Annotated in this window: 24 protein-coding genes; 15 read left to right on the top strand and 9 right to left on the bottom strand. The window is 77.5% G+C overall.

Annotation, left to right across the window (positions count from 1 at the left end):
• The first annotated feature begins 87 nt into the window (after window positions 1-87).
• Window positions 88-1,260, top strand: coding sequence for an MFS transporter (locus tag ACI79L_RS00485; protein ID WP_456934884.1), 1,173 nt, complete (start codon window positions 88-90; stop codon window positions 1,258-1,260).
• A gap of 1 nt (window position 1,261) precedes the next feature.
• On the opposite strand, the gene ACI79L_RS00480 is transcribed toward ACI79L_RS00485, so the two are convergent.
• Complete coding sequence (locus ACI79L_RS00480) at window positions 1,262-2,332, bottom strand: DUF3616 domain-containing protein (protein ID WP_456934883.1); 1,071 nt, start codon at window positions 2,330-2,332, stop codon at window positions 1,262-1,264.
• Between the two features lie 63 nt (window positions 2,333-2,395).
• On the opposite strand from ACI79L_RS00480, the gene ACI79L_RS00475 reads away from it, so the two are divergent.
• The 4 genes from ACI79L_RS00475 to ACI79L_RS00460 are packed head-to-tail and all read left to right on the top strand — an operon-like array spanning window position 2,396 to window position 6,137.
• Window positions 2,396-2,779 carry a TFIIB-type zinc ribbon-containing protein gene (locus tag ACI79L_RS00475; protein WP_456934882.1) on the top strand — a complete coding sequence of 128 codons (384 nt, stop codon included), beginning with the start codon at window positions 2,396-2,398 and terminating at the stop codon, window positions 2,777-2,779.
• A 39-nt stretch (window positions 2,780-2,818) separates the two neighbouring features.
• Window positions 2,819-3,736: a ribonuclease Z gene (locus ACI79L_RS00470; protein WP_456934881.1), complete on the top strand. Its 918-nt coding sequence runs from the start codon at window positions 2,819-2,821 to the stop codon at window positions 3,734-3,736.
• A 34-nt stretch (window positions 3,737-3,770) separates the two neighbouring features.
• Window positions 3,771-5,252 carry a mannitol dehydrogenase family protein gene (locus ACI79L_RS00465; RefSeq protein ID WP_456934880.1) on the top strand — a complete coding sequence of 494 codons (1,482 nt, stop codon included), beginning with the start codon at window positions 3,771-3,773 and terminating at the stop codon, window positions 5,250-5,252.
• A 9-nt stretch (window positions 5,253-5,261) separates the two neighbouring features.
• Window positions 5,262-6,137: a hypothetical protein gene (locus ACI79L_RS00460; RefSeq protein ID WP_456934879.1), complete on the top strand. Its 876-nt coding sequence runs from the start codon at window positions 5,262-5,264 to the stop codon at window positions 6,135-6,137.
• On the opposite strand, the gene ACI79L_RS00455 is transcribed toward ACI79L_RS00460, so the two are convergent.
• Window positions 6,134-7,300 carry a 4-hydroxybenzoate 3-monooxygenase gene (locus ACI79L_RS00455; protein ID WP_456934878.1) on the bottom strand — a complete coding sequence of 389 codons (1,167 nt, stop codon included), beginning with the start codon at window positions 7,298-7,300 and terminating at the stop codon, window positions 6,134-6,136. The genes ACI79L_RS00460 and ACI79L_RS00455 overlap by 4 nt on opposite strands.
• 67 nt (window positions 7,301-7,367) lie before the next feature.
• Window positions 7,368-8,144, bottom strand: coding sequence for an IclR family transcriptional regulator (locus ACI79L_RS00450; RefSeq protein ID WP_456934877.1), 777 nt, complete (start codon window positions 8,142-8,144; stop codon window positions 7,368-7,370).
• A gap of 80 nt (window positions 8,145-8,224) precedes the next feature.
• Here ACI79L_RS00450 and ACI79L_RS00445 point away from each other — a divergent pair, with 80 nt between their 5' ends.
• Complete coding sequence (locus ACI79L_RS00445; protein WP_456934876.1) at window positions 8,225-9,067, top strand: acetoacetate decarboxylase family protein; 843 nt, start codon at window positions 8,225-8,227, stop codon at window positions 9,065-9,067.
• Between the two features lie 15 nt (window positions 9,068-9,082).
• Here ACI79L_RS00445 and ACI79L_RS00440 read toward each other — a convergent pair whose 3' ends face one another.
• Window positions 9,083-11,638 carry an ATP-binding protein gene (locus ACI79L_RS00440; protein ID WP_456934875.1) on the bottom strand — a complete coding sequence of 852 codons (2,556 nt, stop codon included), beginning with the start codon at window positions 11,636-11,638 and terminating at the stop codon, window positions 9,083-9,085.
• A 235-nt stretch (window positions 11,639-11,873) separates the two neighbouring features.
• On the opposite strand from ACI79L_RS00440, the gene ACI79L_RS00435 reads away from it, so the two are divergent.
• The 6 genes from ACI79L_RS00435 to pcaC all read left to right on the top strand — a co-directional run bounded on the left by ACI79L_RS00435 (window position 11,874) and on the right by pcaC (window position 17,572).
• Window positions 11,874-13,565: an FAD-dependent oxidoreductase gene (locus ACI79L_RS00435; RefSeq protein WP_456934874.1), complete on the top strand. Its 1,692-nt coding sequence runs from the start codon at window positions 11,874-11,876 to the stop codon at window positions 13,563-13,565.
• A 72-nt stretch (window positions 13,566-13,637) separates the two neighbouring features.
• Window positions 13,638-14,384: a protocatechuate 3,4-dioxygenase subunit beta gene (gene pcaH, locus ACI79L_RS00430; RefSeq protein WP_456934873.1), complete on the top strand. Its 747-nt coding sequence runs from the start codon at window positions 13,638-13,640 to the stop codon at window positions 14,382-14,384.
• Window positions 14,381-15,031 (top strand): protocatechuate 3,4-dioxygenase subunit alpha, encoded by a 651-nt coding sequence (pcaG, locus tag ACI79L_RS00425; protein ID WP_456934872.1) that lies wholly within the window; start codon window positions 14,381-14,383, stop codon window positions 15,029-15,031. Before pcaH ends, pcaG begins: the two co-directional genes overlap by 4 nt.
• A gap of 38 nt (window positions 15,032-15,069) precedes the next feature.
• A complete protein-coding gene (gene pcaB / locus ACI79L_RS00420; protein WP_456934871.1) occupies window positions 15,070-16,398 on the top strand; it encodes a 3-carboxy-cis,cis-muconate cycloisomerase in 1,329 nt (442 codons plus the stop codon).
• Complete coding sequence (gene pcaD, locus ACI79L_RS00415) at window positions 16,395-17,174, top strand: 3-oxoadipate enol-lactonase (RefSeq protein WP_456934870.1); 780 nt, start codon at window positions 16,395-16,397, stop codon at window positions 17,172-17,174. The genes pcaB and pcaD overlap by 4 nt, the downstream gene beginning before the upstream one ends.
• Window positions 17,171-17,572 (top strand): 4-carboxymuconolactone decarboxylase, encoded by a 402-nt coding sequence (gene pcaC / locus ACI79L_RS00410; protein ID WP_456927909.1) that lies wholly within the window; start codon window positions 17,171-17,173, stop codon window positions 17,570-17,572. Before pcaD ends, pcaC begins: the two co-directional genes overlap by 4 nt.
• A gap of 8 nt (window positions 17,573-17,580) precedes the next feature.
• Here pcaC and ACI79L_RS00405 read toward each other — a convergent pair whose 3' ends face one another.
• Window positions 17,581-17,787, bottom strand: a complete 207-nt coding sequence (locus ACI79L_RS00405) for a hypothetical protein (RefSeq protein ID WP_456934869.1) — start codon at window positions 17,785-17,787, stop codon at window positions 17,581-17,583.
• Between the two features lie 165 nt (window positions 17,788-17,952).
• On the opposite strand from ACI79L_RS00405, the gene ACI79L_RS00400 reads away from it, so the two are divergent.
• Window positions 17,953-18,327 carry a VOC family protein gene (locus ACI79L_RS00400; protein WP_456934868.1) on the top strand — a complete coding sequence of 125 codons (375 nt, stop codon included), beginning with the start codon at window positions 17,953-17,955 and terminating at the stop codon, window positions 18,325-18,327.
• Between the two features lie 37 nt (window positions 18,328-18,364).
• Here the strand turns inward: ACI79L_RS00400 and ACI79L_RS00395 are convergent, their stop codons facing one another.
• Complete coding sequence (locus ACI79L_RS00395) at window positions 18,365-19,540, bottom strand: DUF222 domain-containing protein (RefSeq protein WP_456934867.1); 1,176 nt, start codon at window positions 19,538-19,540, stop codon at window positions 18,365-18,367.
• A 168-nt stretch (window positions 19,541-19,708) separates the two neighbouring features.
• On the opposite strand from ACI79L_RS00395, the gene ACI79L_RS00390 reads away from it, so the two are divergent.
• Window positions 19,709-21,169 (top strand): benzaldehyde dehydrogenase, encoded by a 1,461-nt coding sequence (locus ACI79L_RS00390; protein ID WP_456934866.1) that lies wholly within the window; start codon window positions 19,709-19,711, stop codon window positions 21,167-21,169.
• Between the two features lie 55 nt (window positions 21,170-21,224).
• Complete coding sequence (locus ACI79L_RS00385; protein ID WP_456934865.1) at window positions 21,225-22,091, top strand: intradiol ring-cleavage dioxygenase; 867 nt, start codon at window positions 21,225-21,227, stop codon at window positions 22,089-22,091.
• Here the strand turns inward: ACI79L_RS00385 and ACI79L_RS00380 are convergent.
• Genes ACI79L_RS00380 through ACI79L_RS00370 form a run of 3 tightly spaced genes read right to left on the bottom strand, consistent with a single transcriptional unit; the run spans window position 22,088 to window position 24,263 of the window.
• Window positions 22,088-22,921 carry a 5-oxoprolinase subunit C family protein gene (locus ACI79L_RS00380; RefSeq protein WP_456934864.1) on the bottom strand — a complete coding sequence of 278 codons (834 nt, stop codon included), beginning with the start codon at window positions 22,919-22,921 and terminating at the stop codon, window positions 22,088-22,090. The two genes, ACI79L_RS00385 and ACI79L_RS00380, sit on opposite strands and share 4 nt — an antisense overlap.
• On the bottom strand, window positions 22,915-23,514 hold the full coding sequence (locus ACI79L_RS00375; protein WP_456934863.1) for a 5-oxoprolinase subunit B family protein: 600 nt from the start codon (window positions 23,512-23,514) through the stop codon (window positions 22,915-22,917). Before ACI79L_RS00375 ends, ACI79L_RS00380 begins: the two co-directional genes overlap by 7 nt.
• Window positions 23,514-24,263 (bottom strand): LamB/YcsF family protein, encoded by a 750-nt coding sequence (locus tag ACI79L_RS00370; RefSeq protein ID WP_456934862.1) that lies wholly within the window; start codon window positions 24,261-24,263, stop codon window positions 23,514-23,516. Before ACI79L_RS00370 ends, ACI79L_RS00375 begins: the two co-directional genes overlap by 1 nt.
• Window positions 24,264-24,382: the final 119 nt, after the last annotated feature.

Raw genomic sequence — 24,382 nt, 5'->3', positions numbered from 1 at the left:
GCCGCTGGGACACTAGCGACTCGTGTTTCACGATCCGCACCGGGTCCGGAACCGGCGGGTCCGCGGGCGGCGGCGCAGGATGGGGCCGTGCCGGCCGCGTCGCCCGGCGGCCGGCTGCTGCTGGCCGCCGTCCTGCTGACGGCGCTCAACCTGCGGGGCGCGATCGCCGCCGTCGGCCCCGTCCTCGACGACGTCCGCGCCGACCTCGGCCTGTCCGCGGCCGCCGCCGGCCTGCTGACCACGCTGCCGGTGCTGTGCTTCGCGCTGCTGGCGCCGGCCGCGGCCGCCGTCGGGCGCCGGGTCGGCGCAGGCGCGGCGGTCCTCGGCTCGCTGGTGCTGCTGGCGGCCGCGCAGGGGCTGCGGGTCCTCGACGGCGCCTCGGTGCTGCTGGCCGGCACCTTCCTCGCCGGCGCGGCCATGACGGTGGGCAACGTGCTGCTCCCGGCCGTGGTCAAGGCCGGGTTCGGCCGGCGCGCGGGCACGGTGACCGGCCTCTACACCGCGGCCCTCGTGGCCGGCGCCGCCGCGGGCGCTGCGTTCACCGCGCCGCTGGCGGCGGTGCTCGGCTGGCGCGGCGCGCTCGCCGCGGAGGGGGTGCTCGCCGTCGTCGCGGCGGTCGTCTGGGCGGCGGCCGCGCGGCACGCCGACACCGCCGGCCCCGCCCCGGGCGCCCGCTCCGCCGGCGGGCGGCCGATGTGGCGGTCGCCGGTCGCGTGGGCGGTGACCGCGGTGCAGGCGCTGCACTCCACGCTGTACTTCTCGCTCACCGCGTGGCTGCCCACGCTGCTGGCCGACCGCGCCGGTACCGACGCCGCCACCGGCTCGGTGGCCGCCTCCGTCTACCAGGTGCTCGGCATCGCGGGCAGCCTGCTGGTGCCGGCCGTGCTCGCCCGCACCTCCGGGCAGGCGGGGCTCGCGCTCGGGGTCGCCGCGCTGTGGGTGGCGCCGGTCGCCGGGCTGCTCGCCGCGCCCGGGGCGTGGTCCGCGTGGGCGGTGGTCGGCGGGCTGGCGCAGGGCGCCGGCATCGCGCTGGCGGTCACCCTCGTGGTGCTGCGCGCGGCCGACGCCGGCGCCGCGGCCCGCCTGTCGGGGATGAGCCAGCTGGTCGGCTACGGCGTCGGCGCGCTCGGCCCGGTCGTCGTCGGCGCGCTGTCGGAGGCGACCGGCGGGTGGACCGCGCCGCTGCTGCTCCTGCTGGCCGTCGGCCTCGGCCTGGCCGCGGCCGGGGTCGTCGCCGCCCGGCCGGTGCGCGTCGGCTGACTCAGGGCAGCCGGACGACGTCGGCCAGCACGCCGCCGTCGGCGGTGAGCCGCGCCGGGGCCGGGCTGTCGTAGACGACCAGCAGCCGGCCGTCCCCGGCCGGGCCGAGCAGGCCGATGCCCTCGGCGTGGTCGTCGCCGTCGCCGTAGGGCAGCGCCAGCTCGCGGGTGAGCAGGTCGCCGCGGACGACGGTCGGCTCCTCCGCCGCGCGGGCGCCGTGCCAGCGGTACACGTACACCGGGCCGTCGAGGTCCATGGTCGGGCCGGCGAGCACCAGCAGGTCCTCGCCCTGCGGGCACAGGTCGCGCACGCCGAGGCCGCCCAGCCGCAGCACGTGCTTGCGGTAGCGGCGGCCGTCGGGGAACTTCCGCAGGCGCAGCCGGGCGGGGTCGCGCTCGTCGACCACCGGCCGCAGCTCGAGCACCACCGCCCAGCCGCGCAGCACCGGGCCGCGCAGGCCGAGGTAGACGCGCTCGCCGGAGACCGCGATGCCCTCGACGTCGAGGCCGTTGTCCTTGCCCGGGATGGGGAGGAACGGCGCGAGGTGCTCGTCGTCGGCGAGCAGGTCGCGCAGGTCCTTCCCGCGGGTGCCGAAGACGGCGGCGCTGCGGGCGCCGTCGTCCTTCACCAGGGTGGGCAGCCCGTCGACGTCGACCACCGGGATGCGCACCAGCACCTGCCGGCGCGGCTGGCCGGTGACCCGCGCGAGGCGGCGCAGCGCCTGCTCGCCGTCGTGCTCGTCGCGGATGCGGCGGCGGCGCAGGCTGTGCGAGCCGACCGCCCACAGCGCGTCGCCGGTGCGGGCCAGGCCCTCGACGTCGGCCTCCTCCTCGACCCCGGGGCCGGTGCCGCCGGGCAGCGGCACGAGGTCGGCGAGGGAGAAGGTGGTCTGGTCGCCGTAGGAGGTGGGGTCGGCGGGGTCGTCGGCCACCAGCCGCTCGATCGTGGCGGTCTCGTCGCCGGCCACCCAGAGGACCGGCCCGTCGCTGCGGACGGCGGAGAGGTTGGTGTGGGTGGTGCTCCGCCGGGAGGCCGTGCCGAAGCGGAGGGTCACCGTGCGCTCTGTCCTCACGGGCGCGCACCCTGGCACGCGGTCCCGGTCTCCGGGGGTCCCGCGTGCGTCGTACCGTGCGGCATGGATCTCGTCTGTCCCAAGTGCCACGGCACGATGCGCACCTACGAGCGCAACGGCGTCCACGTCGACCAGTGCACCGAGTGCCGGGGCATCTTCCTCGACCGCGGGGAGCTCGAGCGGCTCATCGACGCCGAGAACTCCTGGCACGCCGCGCCGGCCGCCGCGCACTCCGGCGGCCACGGCGCCCAGCAGCCGCCACAGCAGCACGGCGCACCGCAGCAGCACGGGGGCCAGTATCCGGCCGCCGGCGGCGCGGGGCTCGGCGCCGTGGTGAACGAGGTGCTCGGCGCGGTGCGCGGTTCCTCGCACTCGTCGTCGCACGGCTCCTACGGCTCGCACGGCAAGAAGCGCAAGGAGTCCTTCCTGTCCGACCTCTTCGGATAAGGGAGGCCGTTCCGGTCCGTCGCCAGTAGCGTCGCGGCGGTGGCGGCGCGGGAGCTGGTCGTGCTCGGCACCGCGAGCCAGGCGCCCACCCGCACCCGCAACCACAACGGCTACCTGCTGCGCTGGGACGGCCGGGGGTTCCTGTTCGACCCCGGCGAGGGCACCCAGCGGCAGATGCTGCTGGCCGGGGTGCCGAGCAGCGCGGTGCACCGGATCCTGCTCAGCCACTTCCACGGCGACCACTGCCTGGGCCTGCCCGGCGTCGTGCAGCGGATGTCGCTGGACGGCGTCGCGCACCCGGTGGTCGCGCACTACCCGGCGTCCGGGCAGGTCTTCTTCGACCGGCTGCGGCACGCCACCCCGTTCGCCGACCTCGCCGAGGTCCGCGAGGAGCCGGTGTCCGGGGACGGGCGGCTGGCCGAGGACCCCGCCGGCGTGCTGGAGGCGTGCCGGCTCAGCCACCCGGTCGAGTCCTTCGGCTACCGGCTGACCGAGCCCGACGGCGCCCGGATGCTGCCGGACCGGCTGGCCGCGGCGGGCGTGGCCGGCCCCGACGTCGGCCGGCTGCAGCGCGAGGGCGCGCTCCGGGTGGGGGAGCGGACGGTGCGGCTGGCCGAGGTCAGCGCGCCGCGGCCCGGCCAGCGGTTCGCCTTCGTCATGGACACCCGCATGTGCGACGCCGTCCCCGCCCTCGCCGACCGCGCGGACCTGCTGGTCATCGAGGCGACGTTCCTCGCGGCCGACGCGGCCCTGGCCGACCGGTACGGCCACCTCACCGCCCGGCAGGCCGCCCGGGTCGCCGCGCAGGCGGGGGTGCGCACGCTGGTGCTCACCCACTTCTCCCAGCGCTACGCCGACCCGAGCGCCTTCGCGGACGAGGCGCGGGAGGAGTTCGACGGCGACCTCGTCGTCGCCGCCGACCTGCAGCGCGTGCCGGTGCCCGCCCGGGCGGGGTAGGAGCAGGGCCCGTCCCGGACCCCGAGGAGCGCCGATGACCCGGCTGAGCGCCGCGACGCTGGGCGAGCTGCCCGCGTCGGTGCGGACGCCGCGCTACGACCGCGCCGCGGTGCGGGCGGGGGTCGTCCACCTCGGCGTCGGCGGCTTCCACCGCGCGCACCAGGCGCTGTACCTGGACCGGCTGCTCGAGGCCGGCGCGGGGGAGGACTGGGGGGTCTGCGGGGTCGGCGTGCTGCCCGCCGACCGCCGGATGGCCGAGGTGATGGCCGCGCAGGACCGCCTGTACACGCTGGTCGAGAAGCACCCCGACGGGCACCTCACCGCCCGGGTGGTCGGCTCGCTGGTGGGCTACCGGCTCGCGCCGGACGACCCGGGGGCGGTGGTCGAGGCGATGGCGGCGCCGGGCACCCGGATCGTCACGCTGACCGTGACCGAGGGCGGCTACAACGCGTCCGCGGCCACCGGCGAGTTCGACGCGACGGCGCCCGCCGTGCTCGCCGACCTGCGGCCGGGCGCCGCGCCGGCGACGGTGTTCGGCCTGGTCACCGAGGCGCTGGTGCGCCGCCGCGCCCGCGGGCTCCCGCCGTTCGCCGTCGCCTCCTGCGACAACGTGCCCGGCAACGGCGACCTGGCCCGGCGCAGCTTCGCCGCGTTCGCCGGGCTGCGCGACGACGCCCTCGGCGAGTGGGTGGCCCGGGAGGTGCCGTTCCCGTCGTCGATGGTCGACCGGATCACCCCCGTCACCACCGACGACGACCGCGCCCGGCTCGCCGCGACCTTCGGCGTCGAGGACCTCTGGCCGGTGGTGTGCGAGCCGTGGACGCAGTGGGTGCTCGAGGACGTGTTCCCGGCCGGGCGGCCGCCGCTGGAGGACGTCGGCGTGCAGGTGGTCGGCGACGTCGCGCCGTACGAGCTGATGAAGCTGCGGCTGCTCAACGCCGGCCACCAGGTGCTCGGCCACCTCGGCCCGCTGCTCGGCCACGAGCACGTGCACGAGGCGACGCGCGACCCGCTGCTGCGCGAGCTGCTGGTCGGCTACCTGGAGGAGGAGGGGACGCCGACGCTGCCGCCGGTCCCGGGCACCGACCTGCGCCGCTACCGCGCCGAGCTGGTCACCCGGTTCGGCAACCCGCACGTGCGCGACACCCTCGCCCGGATCGTCGAGCACGCCTCCGACCGGCTGCCGCAGTTCCTGTTCCCGGTGCTGCGCGCGAACCTCGACCGGGGCGGGGAGGTGCGGCGCTCGGCGGCGGTGGTCGCGGCGTGGGTGCACGCGCTCGAGCGCCGCGGGGACGCCGCCGGGCTGGTCGACGCCCGCCGCGACCGCCTGGTCGCCGCGGCGCGGCGGTCCCGGGAGGACCCGCTCGCCCCGCTGGCCGACCGCGAGCTGTTCGGCGACCTCGGCGACCGGCCCCGCTTCACGGCCGCCTACTCGGCGGCGCTGGACTCCCTGCGCACCCGCGGGGCGGCGGCCACCGTGGCGGCGCTCCTCCACGGACCGCTGGGAGAGGGGTAGCAAGGAGGGGTGTTCGACAGCGTGGCCTCCTTCGACGACTTCTCCTCCGACGGCTCCACCTTCGACGTCGACTGGTTCGGCCTGCTCGGCCGCGAGGTGCTGCGGGAGCGCCGCGCGGCGCTGATCGCCGAGTCCTGCGCCTGGGCGGTGGGCCTGTCCGACCGGCCGCACCACCTGCGGCTGCGCGGCCGGCTGGTGGCCACCGGCTCCACCATCGGCGACCGCGCCGCCACCGGGCAGCCGCTGTCGGGCGAGGAGGACGGCCGGATCGAGCTGGGCGACGCCCGCCCGGGCAGCTTCCAGGACGCGCTCAACGCCGTCGACGCCGACGGCACCGTGTTCGCCGACCGGTTCGACCGCGAGGTGGTCGAGCCGTTCGTGCGCGAGACCTGCGTGCTCGCCGCCGACCGCGCCCGCCGCACCCGGCCGGCGCAGTGGGCCGAGCTGCTCGACGAGCTCGGCGAGGACGGCACCGACCTGGGCGAGGTCGTGCGCGCGATGGAGTGGGAGGAGCCGCTGCGCACCGAGGCCGAGCACCTCGTCCTGGCCGCCCTGGGCCGCACCCCGCTGCTGGAGGTGGAGTCCGAGGGGCTGCCGCTGTCGCTGGTCCGCGCCGCCGAGGCCGCCACCCGCGCCGCGGCCGCGCCGGGCCGGGCGGGCGGGGGTCGGGAGCCCGAGCCGGACGAGGGGCTCTCGGGCGCGCTGTTCCTCGCGCTGGCCGCCGTCCGGGACGCCGGCCTGCCCGCCCCGGTGCCCCCGGACGACGCCGCCCGGCTGGTGGCCGTCCTGGCCGAGCAGGGGCTGGAGCCCGAGGAGGTGACCGGCGTGCTGCCGCACCTGCCGCTGGCGCCCGGCACCGCCGGCCGGGTCCGCGACCTCCTCTAGTAGGGGAGGCCGGTGTAGTTCTCGGCCAGCTCGCGGGCGGCGGCCTCCGACGAGCACACCCGGCGCAGCTGCGACAGCTGCAGCTCGGCGTCGAACGGGTCGCCGGTGGTGTGCAGCATCGAGGTCATCCACCAGGAGAAGTGGGTGGCCCGCCAGACCCGCCGCAGCGCGGTGTCGGAGTAGGCGTCGGCGAGGTCGGTCTCCTTCTCCTGCAGCAGCCGGACCAGCGCGCGGGAGAGCAGGACGACGTCGGCGACGGCGAGGTTGAGGCCCTTGGCGCCGGTGGGCGGCACGATGTGCGCGGCGTCGCCGGCGAGGAACAGCCGGCCGCGGCGCATCGGCGCGCTGACGAACGAGCGCATCGGCAGGATCGACTTCTCCAGCACCGGGCCGGTGCTGATCTCCCAGCCCTCGTGCGCGAACCGGGTGGCCAGGCCCGCCCAGATCCGGTCGTCGGACCAGTCCTCGATCTTCTCGGACGGGTCGACTTGCAGGTACAGCCGCGACACCGACGGCGAGCGCATCGAGTACAGCGCGAACCCCTCGGGGTGCCAGGCGTAGATCAGCTCGTCGGTGGCCGGGGCGGCGTCGGCGAGGATCCCCAGCCACGCGTACGGGTAGGTGCGCTCCCACAGCCGCTGCTGCGTGCCCTCGGCGACGACGGCGCGCGACGGGCCGTGGAAGCCGTCGGTGCCGGCCACGACGTCGCACTCGAGCACCTGCGCCGTGCCGTCGGCGTCGGTGAACCGGACGCGCGGGCTGTCGGTGTCGACGTCCTCGATCGCGACGTCGGAGACCTCGAAGTGCAGCGGCGGGCCGCCGGCGAGCTGTGCGGCGACCAGGTCCTTGACCACCTCGGTCTGGCCGTAGACCCACACCCGCCGCCCGCACAGCTCGGGGAAGTCCAGCGTGTGCCGGGTGCCCGGGTACTGCAGGTGGATGCCGCGGTGCTCGAGGCCCTCGCGGTGCAGCCGGTCGCCCATGCCGGCCTCGGTGAGGACGTCGACGGTGTTCTGCTCGAGGATGCCGGCCCGGATGCGCGCCTCGACGTACTCGCGCGAGCGGTTCTCCAGAACCACCGAGTCGATGCCCTGCAGCGCGAGCAGCCGCGACAGCAGCAGGCCGGCCGGGCCGGCGCCGATGATCCCCACCTGGGTGCGCATGCCGGCGAGTGTGACCCGGGCTACCCGCGGGTGGACACCTCGGCCTGCCGCTCAGCGGAAGTGCCGCTCACCTCAGGTGCGCCGCCCGGGCCAGCGCCCGGCCGATGCCCCGCGCGGCCACCTCGAGCACCGGCACCAGCCGGGGGAGGTCGCGCCGGTGGCTGGGGACGACGATGCCGAGCGCCGCGGCCACGGCGGTGCCGCCGCCGCGCTCCACCCGCACCGGCACGGCCACCGACAGCGTGCCCAGCGACATCTCCTCGGCGGTGCGCGCCCAGCCGCGGCGGCGCACCTCGGCGAGCTCCCGGCGCAGCCGGGCCGGCTCGACGACGGTGTGCCGGGTGGCGCGGGCCGGCGCGGCCAGGGCCTCGGCGACGACGTCGTCGGGGGCGGCGGCGAGCAGCACCTTGCCGACGCCGGTGGCGTGCAGCGGCAGCCGGCTGCCCACCTGGCTGACCACCGGCACCGACTCGCGCCCGGAGATGCGCTCGACGTACAGCGCCGAGAGCCCGTCGCGGACGGCGAGGTGGACGGTGTCCCGCGTGGCGGTGTGCACGTCGAGCAGGTACGGCGCGGCCACCTGGCGCAGCTCGAGCGACACGGGCGCGAGCAGGCCGAGGTCCCAGAGCTTGCGGCCGATCTCGTAGCGGCCGTCGGCGCGGCGGGCCAGCGCCCCCCAGCCGGTGAGCTCGGCGAGCAGCCGGTGCGCGGTGGTCAGCGGCGTGCCCGACCGCTCGGCGATCTCGGTCAGGGTCAGCCGCGGCGCGCTCGCGTCGAAGGCGTCGAGGACGGCGAGCGCCCGGGAGGTCACCGACCGCCCCCGCTCGCCCGCGCCGCCCGCCACCCCGCCAGTCTCCCACCCAGCGGAAGCCGCGGGACCTCGGACCCTGCCGGTCCGGGCCGCGCGCCGGTGTGCTGGGCGCCGTGACCGACCCCGTCCGGCTGCCGCTGGCCTACCACGACGCGGCGGTGGCCTGCTCCTACCACCTGGCGTCGGCGGCCGCGGTCGCCGCGTTGCTGCCCCGCGACGGCGGCCGGCCGCTGGTCCGGCCGATCCCGGTGCCGGGTGGCCGCACGCTGGTGGCGGTGCACGCCTTCCGCTACCGCACCGTCACCTGGACCGACGCCGACGGCGGCACGCACGCGCTGGCCCCCTACGGCGAGGTCGGCGTCACGGCCGGCGTCGTCGGACCGGCGGCGCGCGGCGCTGCCCGCCCGGCGGTCGGCGGCTTCGTGCTGCAGCTGCCGGTGACCTCCCGCGAGGCCCGCGACCTCGGCCGGGCCGAGTGGGGGCTGCCCAAGTGGCTCGGCGACATGGACTTCCTCGACGAGCCCGGCCGGCAGCGGGTCCGGCTGTCCGAGGCCGGCGCCGACGTGCTGGTGCACACCGTGCGCGCCCGCGGCCCGGCGCTGCGCGGCAGCCCGGCGCGGACGCTGTGGTCGGTGCGCGGCGGGCGGCTGCTGGAGACGCGGATCCCGGTGCTCGCCCGGTGGCAGGCCCGGCCCGGGCCCGGCGGCGCCGAGCTCGCGCTGGGGGAGCACCCGGTCGCCGACGGGCTGCGCGCGATCGGGCTGTCCCTGGCGCCGCTGGCCGCCTTCCGCGCCGTCGAGTACCGCAGCACGCTGCCGGCGGGCCGGCCGCTGGGCGCCGCGGACGCCGCCCCCGCGCCGGTGCACCCCGGCCGGGACGACGAGTACGGCCGGTTCACCGTGGCCCACCCGGGGACCGGACCGCTGCCGCAGTACCCGCCGGTCGCCGTCGGCTGACCGGGGCGGCGCCGCTCAGGAGGGGCGCGCGAGCTCCTCGTCCAGCGCCGCCCAGGGGCCCAGCGCCGCGCCGGCGGCCCGCCCGCGCGCCTCCTCGTCGTCCCCGAGCGCGGCGCGCAGCGCCTCCCGGAGCCGGTCGGCCAGCGCCTGGTGCGGCGACCAGCGGGCCACCCCGAGGCCGGCGCGGGCGGCGTCGGCGGCGCCCGCGAGCCGGGCCGCCGCCGCGTGCCGGCCCTCGGCGAGGGCGAGCGCGGCCAGCACCTCCAGGCAGGTCGCGGCGCCCTCCAGGTCGCGGGTGCGCCGGTGCAGCGCCACGGCCTCGTCCAGCCGGGCCCGCGCGCGGGGCAGGTCGCCGGCCAGCAGCGCGGCCAGTGCCAGGGCGTCGCCGAGCAGCGCGGCGAGCTGGTCGTCGGCGGCCGCCGCGGCCAGCTCCCGCGCCTCGGCCGCGACCCGCTCGGCGGCGGCCACGTCCCCGCCGGCCAGCGCGACGGCCACGCGCAGCATCCCGCTGAACGCGACCGACCAGCCGTCGCCGCTGCGCCGCAGCTGGGCCAGCGCCTCGTCCAGCTGCGGGACGACGCGCGGGTCGGCCGGGGGCAGGCACATCGCCCGCGCGCCGAGGGCGTGGCCGAGCAGCCACGCGTCGTCGCGGCTGCGGGCGTCGTCGACCACGCCGTCGAGCAGGCCGGCCGCGCCCGCCCGGTCGCCGAGGGCGATCCGCAGCGAGGCCCGCGCCCAGGTGAGCCGGCCGGCCAGGTCCGGCGGCAGCGCGGCGGCCGACGGCAGCGCCGCCGTCTGCTCGGCCAGCCCGGCCATCGCGGGCAGCAGCCCGCGCGCCCACCACCAGCGGACCAGCGGCGCGGTCAGCCGGACGGCGAGGTCCGCGCGGTCGGTGGCCACCGCCCACCGCAGCGCGGCGCGCAGGTCGGCGGTCTCGGCGTCCAGCCGGTCCCGCCACAGCCGCGCGGCCGGGCCGGCCAGCCCCGCGCCCGCCTCGGCGCCCAACCGGGCCAGGTGCTGCGCCCAGCGGACCCGCGTCGCCTCCTCCTCGCCGCGCTCGCGCAGCCGCTCGGCGGCGAACGCGCGGACCAGCTCGAGCATGCGGAACCGGGGCTCGCCGTCCCCGGTGTCGGTGGGGGTGACCAGGCTGTGCCCGACCAGGTCCGACAGCGTCTCCAGGACGTCGAGGTCGCCGGTGCCGTCCTCGATCGGGCCGGCCCCCACCACCTCGGCGGTGTCGAGGGTGCAGCCGTCCGCGCACACCGACAGCCGGGCCAGCAGCGCCCGGCCGCGCTCGTCGAGCAGGTCGTGGCTCCAGGCGATGGTCGACCGCAGCGTGCGCTGGCGGTCGGGCACGTCGACGTCGGGGTCGCCGAGGTCGAGCGCGCGGTCCAGCCGGGCCAGCAGCAGCCGCGGGGGCAGCGTGCGCACCCGGGCCGCGGCCAGCTCGACCGCCAGCGGCAGCCCGTCCAGCCGGCGCACCAGCTCGGCGACCGGGCCGGCGGTGGCGGCGGTGAGCGCGAAGGAGGGGTCGGCCTGGCGGGCGCGGGCGACGAACAGCTGCACCGCGGGCGCCGTGCCGGGGTCGTCGTCAGCGGCCGGCGTCCGCAGCGGCTCGATCGGCACGTCGTGCTCGCCGCGCAGCCGCAGCACGGTGCGGCTGGTGACCAGCAGCTGGGTGAGCGGGCAGCGGGCCAGCAGCGTCGCGAGGTCGGGGGCGGCGCCGGCGACCTGCTCGAGGTTGTCGACGACGAGCAGCGCCCGGCGGCCGGCCAGCCGGTCGGCCACCTGGTCGAGCAGGGGGCGGCTGCCCTCGGCGGACACCCCGACCGCCTCGGCCACGGCCGCGGGCACGTCGGCGCGGTCGCGGACGCCGGAGAGGTCGACGAACCACACGCCGTCGCGGCCGGGCTCCACCGCCGCGGCCGCGGCCAGCGCCAGCCGGGTCTTGCCGATGCCGCCGGGCCCGGTGAGCACCACCAGCCGCACCGCCGGGTCGCCGAGCAGCCCGGTGACGGTGGCGAGCTCCGCGGCGCGGTCGACCATCGGCGTCGGCGGCGTCGGCAGCCACCCGGCGGCCAGCCCGGGCGGCGCCGGGGCCGGCCGGGTGAAGCGCTCGCTGAGCAGCACGGCCAGGTCGTCGGCGACCAGCTCGGCGAGCTCGGCCGGGTCGCGGTAGGGCGTGGTCGAGACGCCGCCCTCGGCCTGCACCCGCTCCAGCAGCCGGGCCAGCCGGGGGTCGCGGCCGGGCGCCGGCGTGCGGACGTAGAGCAGCCGCGGCATCCCCTCGGACAGCACGAGCTCGTCCTCCAGGCCCGACACCGCCATGTCCGGGCCCACCCAGCCGTAGCGGTCGCCGTAGACGCCGACGAAGACGTCGCTCTGCGCGAGGTAGGCGCGGTAGAGGTCGCGCGGCGGGTGCGGGCGCGCGCCCAGCTCGAACATCACCGGGGTCAGCCGCAGCCGGGCGACGGCGTCGCGGACCGCGCGCCGCTCGGCCGCGAGCTCCTCGAGGGTGGAGGACACGAACACGCGCAGCCGCTGGTCGGGCGTCGCGATGGTCCGCGGCATCCCGGGCGTCCCCGCCGGAGCGGCCACGAGCACCTCCCGCCCGCCGACGGGCGCGCCGCCCGCCGACGCCGCGGAGTCTAGGGACGGCGGAGGCGCCCCGGAACCCGGTGACAGCGGGCCCGGGGGAGTGGTTGCATGGCCGCGCCCACGGTCCGCACGGGGGATGCGCGCACCCGGAGAGCCCCGTGCACGGTGCCCTGACCCCCGCCCCCGCCCGCCCGCCCGGAGCGGTGTCGTGACCGGCACCGCCCTGGCCGTCGTCGCCCGGGACGCCGGCCTGCGCACCTCGACCACCCGGGAGCTCGAGCGCCGCTACGGCAGCGACTACCGCGTCGTGTCCGGGACCGACCCGGGCGAGCTGGACGCCGCGCTGTCCGCGGCGGGCGACCCGGCGGTGGCCGTGCTCCTCGGCGGCCTCGGGGAGGACGACCCCGACGGCCTGGAGGTGCTGCGCGCCTGCCACGCGCGGCACCCCGGCGCGATCGCCGTGGCCCTGGTCCGGTGGGGCGCGTTCGAGACCGCCCGGCCGATCTTCGAGGCGATCACCGTCGGCCAGCTCGACCGCTGGGTGTACGCCCCGCAGGGCTGCCCCGACGAGGAGTTCCACCGCTCGGTGACGGAGATCCTCGACGAGTGGTCCTCGCGGCGCGGCGGCGGCTTCGAGGCGGTGCGGATCATCGGGCACCGGTGGGACCCGCACGCCCAGCACCTGCGCGACCAGATGACCCGCAACCGCATCCCGCTCGGCGTCTACGAGGCCGCCTCGCCCGAGGGCCGGGCGATGCTCGCCGACCTGGAGCTGGACCAGCCGCGGCTGCCGGTCGTCGTCGTCCGGTTCCGGCCCGAGCAGACCGTGCTCGAGGCGCCGACCGACCTCGAGGTGGCCGAGGCGTTCGGCCTGTTCGACCCGCTGGACCCCGACGCGGTCCACGACGTCGCGATCGTCGGCGCGGGGCCCGCGGGCCTGGGCGCGAGCGTGTACGCCGCCTCCGAGGGCCTGGACACCCTGCACCTGGAGTGCGAGGCGGTCGGCGGGCAGGCGGGCACCAGCTCGCTGATCCGCAACTACCTCGGCTTCCCCACCGGGGTGAGCGGCAGCCGGCTGGCGTTCTCCGCCTACCTGCAGGCCTGGGCGTTCGGCACGACCTTCTCCTTCATGCGCACCGCCGCGTCCCTGCGCACCGAGGACGGGCTGCACCGGGTCACGCTGCACGACGGGACGGCGGTGCGGGCGCGCAGCGTGGTCATCGCCACCGGCGCGGCCTGGCGGCGGGTCGGCGTCCCGGAGCTCGAGGCGTTCACCGGCCGCGGCGTCTTCTACGGGGCCGCGGTCAGCGAGGCGCCGGCGATGGCCGGGCGGCACGTGTTCGTCGTCGGCGGCGGCAACTCGGCCGGGCAGGCGGCGGTGTACCTCTCCCGCTACGCCGAGCGGGTGACCGTGCTGGTCCGCCGGCACTCGCTCGCCGAGACGATGTCGGACTACCTCATCCGCGAGCTGGAGGCGCTGCCGCGGGTCGACGTCCGGTACCGGGTGCAGGTGGCCGGCGGGCGCGGCAGCGACGTCCTGGAGACCGTGGTCCTGCGCGACCTGGACACCGGCGCGGAGACCGAGGAGCCGGGGATGCTGTTCGTGATGATCGGCAGCGAGCCGCGCACCGACTGGCTGGCCGGGACGCTGGCCCGCGACCGCTGGGGCTTCCTGCTCACCGGGGCGGCGCTGCTGACCGGCGACGACGTCACGCCGGCCTGGCCGCTCGACCGGCCGCCGGCGCTGCTGGAGACGAGCACGCCGGGCGTCTTCGCCGCCGGCGACGTACGGCAGGGCTCGGTCAAGCGGGTGGCCTCGGCGGTGGGGGAGGGCGCGCTCGCGGTGACGCTGGTGCACGCCCACCTGGCCTCGCTCGCGGCGTCGTCCGCGGCCCGCTGACCGGGCGGCCGCCTTCCGCTGGGCGGGACCCGGCGCTCGCCCGCCGTCGCCGCGCGGACGTACGTTCCCGGTATGACCGGGACCACGTCGGAGGGCAGGCTCGTCCTGCCGCGGTACCTGCGCGAACCCGACGGGACGCGGACGCCCGTCGGCTTCCCGGACTACCGGAGCACCGCGCTGCGCGCGCCGCTGCGCACCCCCGTGGACCTGCCGCACCGGCTCACCGAGGTCACCGGCCCGGTGCTCGGCGAGGACCGGGTGCTGCCGTCGGACGCCGACCTGACCCTGCGCAACGGCGGCGAGGCGATCGGCCAGCGGATCCTGGTGTACGGGCGGGTGCTGGACAGCGACGGCCGCCCGGTGCCCGACGCACTGGTCGAGGTGTGGCAGGCCAACGCGGCCGGCCGCTACCGGCACGTCGCCGACAACTGGCCCGCGCCGCTGGACCCGCACTTCGACGGGCTGGGCCGGGTGGTCACCGACAGCCTGGGCCGCTACGAGTTCATGACGATCAAGCCCGGGGCCTACCCGTGGGGCAACCACCACAACGCCTGGCGGCCGGCGCACATCCACTTCAGCCTGTTCGGCCGGGCGTTCACCCAGCGCCTGGTCACCCAGATGTACTTCCCGGACGACCCGCTGTTCGGCCAGGACCCGATCTTCAACGCGATCCCGCCGGCGGCCCGGCACCGGGCGGTCAGCCGGTACTCCCTCGACCGCACCCAGGACAACTGGGCGCTGGCCTTCGAGTGGGACATCGTGCTGCGCGGCACCGAGCAGACGCCGTTCGAGACCGACGACGACGGGGACGTGGCGTGAGCGCGAACCCGCTGGACGTCCCGCCGGACCCGGCCGTCCCCTTCCAGCCCCGCTCCGGGCAGCGCGGCACCGGCTTCCTCACCGGGCCCCTCCGGCTGGGCACCACCCCCAGCGCCACCGTCGGGCCCTACCTCGCGATCGGCCTGACCTGGCCGGACGGCGAGTGGGCCGCCGCCGAGGGCACCCCGGGCGGCTTCTGGATCCGCGGCCGGGTGTTCGACGGCGCCGGCGACGTCGTCCCCGACGCGATGGTCGAGACCTGGCAGGCCGACCCCGACGGCCGCTTCTCCTCGCCCGAGGACCCGCGCGGGCCCTCGACGTACCCCGGCTTCCGCGGGTACGCCCGCGCGCAGACCCGGTCCGGCGAGTTCGCGCTGTTCACCCTCAAGCCGGGCCGCGTGCCCGACGGCGAGGGCGGCCTGCAGGCGTCGCACGTCGACGTCTCGGTGTTCGCCCGCGGCCTGCTCGACCGCGTCGTCACCCGGATCTACTTCGCCGACGAGGCCGAGGCCAACGCGGCGGACCCCGTGCTGGCCGCGCTGCCGGAGGACCGCCGGGCCACGCTGCTCGCGCAGCCCACCGAGGACGGCTACCGCTTCGACGTGCACCTGCAGGGGGACCGCGAGACGGTCTTCTTCGCCGTCTGAGCGGGCTCGGTCTGCTGGCCGCCGGTAGGAAGGACGTCGTGACAGGTCTGTTCGCCGGCACCTTCGCCCGGGGCGGGACGGCGGCGGCCGTGTCCGACGACGCCTGGTTCCGCGCGCTGCTGGAGGTCGAGGCGGCCCTCGCCCGCGTCGCCGCCGCGGCGGGCCTGGTGCCCGCGACAGCGGCCGACGCGGTGACCGCCGCCTGCGCCGACCCCTCTCGGCTGGACCTCGCGGCCGTCGTCGCGCACGCCGCGGACGCCGGCAACCCGGTGCCGCCGCTGGTGCGGGCGCTGCAGGCCGCGGTGGGGGAGCGCGACGCCGTCGCCGTGCACGTGGGCGCCACCAGCCAGGACGTGCTCGACACCGCGCTGCTGCTGCTCGCCCGGCGGGCGGTGGCGGCGCTGGACGCCGACCTGGCCGCGGCGGCGGACTCCTGCGCGAGGCTGGCGCGGGCGCACCGCGACGACGTGGTCGTCGGCCGCACGCTGATGCAGCAGGCGCTGCCGACGACGTTCGGGCTCAAGGCCGCCACCTGGCTCGCCGGGCTGGACGGCGCGCGGCTGCGGCTGGCCGAGGTGGTCGCCTCGCTGCCGGTCCAGTACGGCGGCGCGGTCGGGACGCTCGCGGCGTCGCGCGGCGCCGGGGTGACGGTGCGGGCGGCGCTGGCGGAGGAGCTGGGGCTGGTCGCGCCCGCCGTCCCGTGGTTCACCACGCGGCTGCCGGTGGCCGACCTCGCCGGGGCGCTCGGCGCGGCCGCGGGCGTGGTGGCGACGGTCGCCGTCGACGTGTTGCTGCTCGCCCAGTCGGAGGTGGCCGAGGTCGCCGAGGCCGGCGAGGGGCGCGGCGGGTCCTCGGCGATGCCGCACAAGCGCAACCCGGTGGCGGCGATCTCGGCGCGGGCGTGCGCGCGGCGGGCCCCGGGCCTGGTGGCGACGCTGCTGGGCGCGATGGAGCAGGAGCACGAGCGGGCCGCCGGCGCGTGGCACAGCGAGTGGCCGACGCTGACCGACCTGCTGGTCACCGTGGGGTCGGCCGCATCCTGGCTGGCGGAGAGCCTGCGCGGGCTGCGGCCCGACGTCGGCCGGATGGCCGAGGCCGTGTCCGAGGCCGGCGAGGGGTCGCTGGCCGGCGCGCTGGCCGAGGCGCTGACGCCGTCGCTGGGGCGGGGCACGGCGCACGACGCGGCCGCGGAGGCCGCGCGGCACGCGCACGAGACGGGCCGGACGCTGGCCGAGGTGGTGGCCACCCGGACCGACGTCGACGTCGCCGCGGTGCTGGCCGCGGCCACGCCGGACGTGGGGGAGGCCGGCGCGCAGGTGGACGCCGCGCTGGCCGAGCACGAGCAGCTGGTGGAAGGGGCACCGTGACCGCGGTCGAGGTCAGCTACACCGAGGACGGGCCGGCCGACGCGCCGGTCGTCGTCCTGTCCAACTCGCTGGGGGCCACCCGGGGGATGTGGGATCCGCAGGTGCCGGCGCTGGCCGAGCGGTACCGCGTGGTCACCTACGACACCCGCGGGCACGGGGAGTCGCCCGCGCCGGCCGGGCCGTACACGGTCGACGACCTCGCCGACGACGTCGTCGCGCTGCTGGACCGGCTGGGAGTGCGGCGCGCGCACGTGGTGGGGCTGTCGCTGGGCGGGATGACGGCGATGCGGCTGGCCGCGCGCGAGCCCGAGCGGGTGGGCCGGCTGGCGCTGCTGTGCACCTCGGCGAAGCCGGAGCCGCAGGGCTTCCTCGACCGGGCGGTGCAGGCCCGCTCGGGCGGGACGGCGCCTCTCGCGCCGGCGATCGTGGGCCGCTGGCTGACCCCGGGTCACGCCGCGCAGCACCCGGACCTCGTGGCGCGGCTGGAGGCGATGATCGCCGGCGCCGACGACGAGGGGTACGCCAGCTGCTGCGAGGCGGTCGGGCACTTCGACGCCCGCGCGGACCTCGCGCGGATCACCGCGCCCACGCTGGTGGTGTCCGGCGCGGAGGACCCGGCGCTGCCGCCGCCGCACCAGCAGCTGATCGCCGACGGGATCGCCGGCGCCTCGCTGCTGTCGGTGAGCCCGGGCGCGCACCTGCCCAACCTGGAGCAGCCGCTGGAGGTCACCGGCGCGCTGCTCGGCCACCTCGACGCCGCCGGGGGTCACGCGTGAGCGGGGCGCCCCTCGACTCGGACGACGCCCGCCGGGACGCCGGGATGCGCACCCGGCGCGAGGTGCTCGGCGACGCGTGGGTGGACCGGGCCGTGGCGAACACGACGCCGTTCACCGCCGGGTTCCAGGACTTCATCACCCGGGTGGCGTGGGGCGACGTCTGGCAGCGGCCGGGCCTCGAGCGGCGTGAGCGCAGCATCGCCACGCTGTCGATCTGCATCGCGCTGCGGCACTGGGACGAGTTCGCGCTGCACGTGCGCGCGGCGGTGCACAACGGCCTGACCGAGGACCAGATCGCCGAGGTCATCCAGCACGCCGCCGTCTACGCCGGCGTCCCGGCCGCCAACCACGCCTTCAAGGTCGCCGGCCCGATCCTCCAGGAGATGCGCGCCGGCTGACCCGGGCCTCAGTCCCGCCCGGCGGGCTCCGCGGGACTGGGCGTGAGCGCGATCGCGGCGACGGTGACGAGCCCGACGAGGACCGTCGCGGTCACCTCGTCGTCCAGCCAGTAGTGGAACAGCGCGGCACCCAGGCCGACGAGGACCGCGAGCAGCAGCCGGCTCCGGATCCCGTCCAGGTACGCCCCTCCCGCCTGCACTCCCACGGCCCTCATGAGCAGAACGGTAGGTAGGGATCGGGGCGGTCCCGGGCCGTTCGGGGACGTGCCGCGGACGCGTTCGACGGGCGCGGTGAGTCGTCACGGGGAGGAACGCCCCGGTCGCCGCCCGCCTCTCGGTGGCGCCCGGTCCCGTCACTGCCCGGGTGCAGTCTGCCGCGCATGGCCGACTCCTCGTCCCAGCACCGGCACCACGCCATCGACTACGTCGAGCTCGCCGTGACCGACCTCGACCGGGCCCGGCGGTTCTACGCCGACGCCTTCGGCTGGCGGTTCACCGACTACGGCCCCGGCTACGCCGGGATCCAGGACCCGGGCGACCCGGCGTCCGAGGTGGGCGGCCTGCGCCTGGACGACGAGGTCCGTCCCGGCGGCCCGCTCGTGCTGCTCTACTCCGCCGACCTGGACGCCTCCGTGGACGCCGTGACGAGCGCCGGCGGCCGCGTCGTCGACGGCCCGTACGCCTTCCCGGGCGGGCGCCGGTTCTCCTTCACCGACCCGAGCGGCAACCAGCTCGGCGTCTGGTCCGAGACCTGACGCCCGGCGGGCACGCCGAGGCTCCCCCGGGGCGCGGTCAGGCCGCGGGGGAGAGCAGGGGCGCCGGGGCGGTGATCTCGGTGCCGTCCGGTCGCCGGGTGCGCCATCGGCCGTCGGGTTGTCGTTCGACGCGGAAACCGTGATGGACCTTGGTGTGGTGGCGTTCGCACAACAGGGCTGAGTTCTCCAGCGAGGTGTCGCCCCCGTCGATCCAGTGGACGAGGTGGTGGACGTCGCACCACCACGTCGGCGCACCGCACCCGGCGAACACGCAGCCGCCGTCGCGGAGCTCCGCCGCCTTGCGGATGTGCCGGCTCATCAGCCGCTGCTCCCGGCCGAGGTCCAGCGGGGCGCCGTCGGGGCCGAACACCACCCGGGACACCGCGCCGTCGCAGGCCAGCCAGCGGGCGCGGGTGGCGGAGATGGTCGCCCCGAAGCCCATCCGCCCGGCGTTGGGCCCGCCGTGCGGATCCACCAGGTCCGCCAGGTCGACCACGACCGCGATCTGCGGCTTGTGGCCGCGCAGCGTCGGCAGGCTCCCGGACGCGAGCACGTTGTCGGCCACCTGCACCAGCGCATCCCCGAGCCGCTGGGCGCGGGTGCGCTCGTCCCCGGCCGGGCGGTCGGCCTGCACGTGCGCCTCGAGCGCGGCCTGGACCCTCTCGCCGCCCACGGCATCGAGGTGGAACCGGCCGGACACGGATCCGTCGGCGTGCTTCGACAGAGTCAACGACCGACCCTCGGTCGGATCGGGCTCCGGCCCGTCGGGATCGAGGTCGGTGCAGTAGTGCTGGACCACCTGGACCAGGTCGGCGTGTGCGCGCTCGACCGCCACACCGCTGAGGACCGCGTCGATCACCGCCAGGTCCACCCCGGCAACCGCGGCCGCGATGAGCCGTTCGGGCGTCACCGCCCGCGCGGCGACGGCGACCTGCTCGGCCGACACCAGCCCCGCCTCGTGCGCCTCGGCCAGCGCCGGCAGGTGCACCAGCGCCCGCCCGTTGCGCACCAGCCGGGCGGCCTCCGCCGGCGACAGCCGGCAGTGCCCGCGCAGCCACGAGGCCATCGACCTCAGCCCGTCCCGCTCCGGTGCCTGGGACAGCTCCGCGGCGCGGACCGCGCGGGCCAGCCGGGCGTCGATCCGGTTCCGTTCGGCGACCAGCGCGGCGACGTCGTCGAGGACGTCACCGCCACCGGAATCACCCGAACACATGATCGAAGTCTAGTGGATCCATGAGCCTCGTGCAGTATGAATTCGCAGGTCAGGTCGCTGTCCACAGACCTCGTTGACCCCTTGTGCGGCGGCCACGGGACACCTCCGCGAGGATCGCAGGCGCACGGGGAACAGCGAGACCAGCAGCAGGACGAGGAGAGGGACGACGTGGCACTCCTGGACGACGGCGCGTGGCAGGGCAAGGTCTGGACCGGCGCCTGGACCGACGGGTCCGGCGGCACCTACGACGCGGTGGAGCCGGCCACCGGCGACGTCATCGCGCCGGTCGGCAAAGCGACCCCCGAGGACGTCCACGCGGCGGCCGAGCGGGCGGCGGCAGCCCAGCGCGCGTGGGCGGCAGCCCCGTTCGAGGAGCGCGCGCGGGTGCTGCGCCGGGCCGGCCAGGTGCTCGAGGACAACGCCGACGAGATCAAGGGCTGGCTGGCCCGCGAGTCCGGCGCGATCCAGCCGTTCGGCGACTTCCAGGTCCACACCAGCGCTCAGGAGTGCTACGAGGCCTCCGCGCTGCCCAGCCACCCCTACGGGGAGCTGCTGCGCACCGGCGCGCCGCGGCTGAGCTTCGCCCGCCGCGTCCCGGCCGGCGTCGTCGGCGTCATCGCGCCGTTCAACGTGCCGACCATCCTCGCCATCCGCGCGATCGCCCCGGCGCTCGCGCTCGGCAACGCCGTCGTCCTCAAGCCCGACCCGCGCACCGCCGTCTCCGGTGGCGCCGTGTTCGCCCGGGTCTTCGAGGAGGCCGGGCTGCCGGCCGGCGTCTTCCAGGTGCTGCCCGGCGGGGCCGACGTCGGCGAGGCGCTGGTCACCGCGCCGCAGGTGCGGGTCATCGCCTTCACCGGCTCGACGAGGGCCGGCCGGATCGTGGGCGCGCTCGCCGGGCAGCACCTCAAGCGCGCGCACCTCGAGCTCGGCGGCAACTCCGCGCTGATCGTGCTGCCCGACGTCGACGTGACCGCCGCCGCCAGCGTCGGCGCGTGGGGCACGTTCAGCCACCAGGGCCAGATCTGCATGGCCACCAGCCGGCACCTGGTGCACGAGTCGATCGCCGAGGAGTACACCGCCGTCCTCACCGAGAAGGTCGAGAAGCTGCCGGTCGGCGACCCGTTCCGCGAGCAGGTCGCGCTCGGCCCGCTCATCGACGCCGGCCAGCGCGACCGCGTGCACGGGCTGGTCACCGCGAGCGTCGACCAGGGCGCCACGGTGCGTACCGGCGGCACCTACGAGGGGCTGTTCTACCGGCCGACCGTCCTCGGCGGCGTCGCGATCGACCACCCGGCCTACCAGGAGGAGATCTTCGGACCGGTCGCGCCGGTGACGCCGTTCTCCAGTCTCGACGAGGTCGCGCAGCTCGCCGCCGGCACCGAGTACGGCCTGAGCCTGGGCATCCTCACCCGCGACGTCTACGCCGGCCTGGAGCTGGCCGAGCGCATCCCGTCCGGTCTGGTCCACATCAACGACCAGACGGTCAACGACGAGGCGGTCGCCCCGTTCGGCGGCGTCGGGGCGTCCGGCACCGGCTCCCGGCACGGCGGCCCGCAGGCCAACATCGAGGCGTTCACCGAGACCCAGTGGGTCACCGTGCGCGGCGACCTGCCCGCCTACCCGTTCTGAGCGCCCGGGGCCGTGCACTTCCGCGGAGGTGCACGGCCCCGGGAGAGTGGCCCGCATGCACGAGCTGTTCAGCGAGGAGCGCTCGGCCGACGTCGTCGCCGCCAGCTTCGCGGGCACCCCGGACCCCCGGCTGCGGCAGGTGGTGACGTCGCTGGTCCGCCACCTGCACGCCTTCGTCAAGGACGTCGAGCTCACCGAGGCGGAGTGGGCCGCGGCGATCGACTTCCTCACCCGCACCGGGCACACCAGCGACGCCGTGCGCCAGGAGTTCGTCCTGCTCTCCGACGTCCTCGGCGTCTCGATGCTGGTGGAGACGATCAACCACCGCAGCGGCGGCACCGGGACCGAGTCCACCGTGCTCGGCCCCTTCCACCAGGTCGCGTCGCCGGAGCGGCGGCTCGGCGACGACATCGCCCTCGACGGCAAGGGCACCCCGTGCCTGGTGTCCGGGCGGGTCACCGGCCCGGACGGCGAGCCGCTGGCCGGCGCCACCGTCGACGTCTGGCAGGCCAACGCCGACGGCTTCTACGACGTCCAGCAGCCGGGCGTGCAGCCGCCGGGCAACCTGCGCGGGCTGTTCACCACCGACGACGACGGCCGCTTCTGGTTCCGCTCGGTCGTCCCGCGCTGGTACCCCATCCCGGACGACGGCCCGGTCGGGCAGCTGCTCGCCGCCACCGGCCGGCACCCCAACCGCCCCGCGCACCTGCACGTGATCGCCGCGGCCCCCGGGTACCGGCCGGTCACCACGCACGTGTTCGTCGCCGACTCGCCCTACCTCGACTCCGACGCGGTGTTCGGGGTCAAGGAGAGCCTCGTCCGGGACGTGCGCGAGGTCGACGACCCGGAGCGGGCCGCCGCGCTCGGCCTGCCCAACCCGTTCCGCACCCTCGCCGTCGACGTCACGCTGCTGCGCGACTAGGGGCGGAGCCGCAGCACCTGCCCGGGGCGCAGCTGCGCGCAGCGGTCGACGTCGTCGTCGGCGACGTAGCCCGCCACCGGGTAGCCGCCGGTCACCGGCGCGTCGGCGAGGAACAGCACCGGCTGCCCCGACGGCGGCACCTGCACCGCGCCGCGGACCAGCCCCTCGCTGGCGAGCTCGCCCTCGACCGCGCGGTCCAGCCGGGGGCCGGCCAGCCGCAGCCCCACCCGGTTGCTGTCCGCGGTGACCGTCCACGCGGCCGACCCCAGCGCGTCCCGGGCCGGGGAGCTCAGCCAGTCGGCGCGCGGGCCGGGCAGCAGCCGCACGGTCACCTCGCCGGCGGGCGGGTCGGCGACCGGCGCCACGTCGACGCCGGGCGGCGGGCCGGCGGCATCGCCGACCGGCAGGACGTCCCCGGCCCGCAGCGGCGCCGGGCCCAGGCCGGAGAGCACGTCGGTCGACCGCGAGCCCAGCACCGGCGGGACGGCGATCCCGCCGCGGACGGCGAGGTAGGTGCGCAGCCCCGCGGCCGGCGTCCCGAGCGCCAGCGTCGCCCCGGCGCGGAGCAGTCCGGGTGCGGCGTGCACCGGCGACCCCGGGCACCGGGCGCCCGTGGTGACGACGAGCAGGTCGCCCTCGGCGCGCACCGCCAGCCCGCCGAGGGTCACCTCCAGCACCGCGGCCGCGGGGCCGTTGCCCACCAGCCGGTTCGCCAGCGCGGCCGCCGCGCGGTCGGCCGCCCCCGACCGGCCCACGCCGATCCCGCCGAGCCCCGGGCGCCCGCGGTCCTGCACCGTGGTCAGCGGGCCGGGGGACAGCACGGTCAGCACGGCACGAACCGCACCCGCACGCCCGGGCGCAGCAGCGCGGCCGGGTCGCGGTCCAGGTCGAACACCGCGACGTCGGTGTGCCCGACCAGCCGCCACCCGCCCGGCGACGCGCTCGGGTAGACCCCGGTGAACCCACCGGCCAGGCCCACCGACCCGGCCGGCACCCGGGTGCGCGGGGTGGCCAGCCGGGGCACGTCCCAGGGGTCGGCGTCGGGGACGCAGTAGCCGAAGCCGGGGGAGAACCCGCAGAACGCCACGGTCCACTCCCGCCCGCCGTGCGCCGCCACGACGCCATCGGGGTCGGTGCCCAGCAGCTCCGCGACGTCGGCGAGGTCGGCGCCGTCGTAGCGGACCGGCAGCTCGACCCGCTCGCCGGTGCCCGCCCGGCCCGGCCGCCACGGCAGCCGCTCCAGCGCGGCCCGCACGTCGGCGAGGTCCCCGTCGGCCACGACCAGCACCGTCCGCGCGGCCGGGACGACGTCGACGACGCCCGGCAGCGCCCGGTCGCGCAGCGCGGCGGAGAACCCGAGGACGGCGTCGAGGTCGTCGAGCTCGACCAGCAGCGCGGCCGACCCGCTCGGCAGGACGCGCATCAGGCGAACGGCGCCAGTGCGACGCCGGCGGCGGTGAGCGCGGCGCGGACCTCCCGGGCGATCGCCACCGCGCCGGGGGTGTCGCCGTGCACGCAGATCGAGTCCGGCGCCAGCACCAGCGGGCCGCCCTCGGCGTCGGTCACCGGCTCCCCGGCGGCCATCGCCACGCACCGCCGCGCGATCTCGCCGGCGTCGGTGAGCACCGCGCCCGGCTGCCGGCGGGGGACCAGCGTGCCGGCCGGGGTGTAGGCGCGGTCGGCGAACGCCTCGGCCACCGTGGGCAGCCCCGCCTCGCCGGCCAGCCGCAGGAACGCCGAGCCGGGCAGCCCCAGCACGGGCAGCGACCGGTCGTACGCCGCGACGGCGGACACCACCGCCGCGGCCTGCTCCTCGTGCGCCACGATCGCGTTGTACAGCGCCCCGTGCGGCTTGACGTAGCGCACCCGCGTCCCCGCCGCCCGCGCCAGGCCGTCGAGCGCGCCGAGCTGGTAGAGCACGTCGGCGGCGAGCTCGTCGGGCGCGGCGTCGAGGAACCGGCGGCCGAAGCCGGCGAGGTCCCGGTAGGACACCTGCGCACCGATGGCGACGCCGGCGTCGGCGGCCTGCGCGCACACCCGCCGCAGGGTCAGCGGGTCCCCGGCGTGGAAGCCGCAGGCGACGTTCGCACTGGTCACCACCTGCAGCATCGCGGCGTCGTCGCCGAGGGTCCACGCACCGAAGGACTCCCCGAGGTCGGCGTTGAGGTCCATGGCGACATCCTCGCGGTCGACCCGTGCACGCCACGCGGTCAGCCGACCGGGAGGCAACTACCGTTCCGGTGACGCCCCTGTGAGCCGGGAGCGCGCCCAGCACGGGAGGAGGCGGTGCC

The sequence above is a fragment of the Geodermatophilus sp. SYSU D00684 genome, assembly GCF_054050455.1.
The sequence above is the reverse complement of the archived record's forward strand: the minus strand, read 5'-3'. Positions and strand labels throughout refer to the sequence as shown.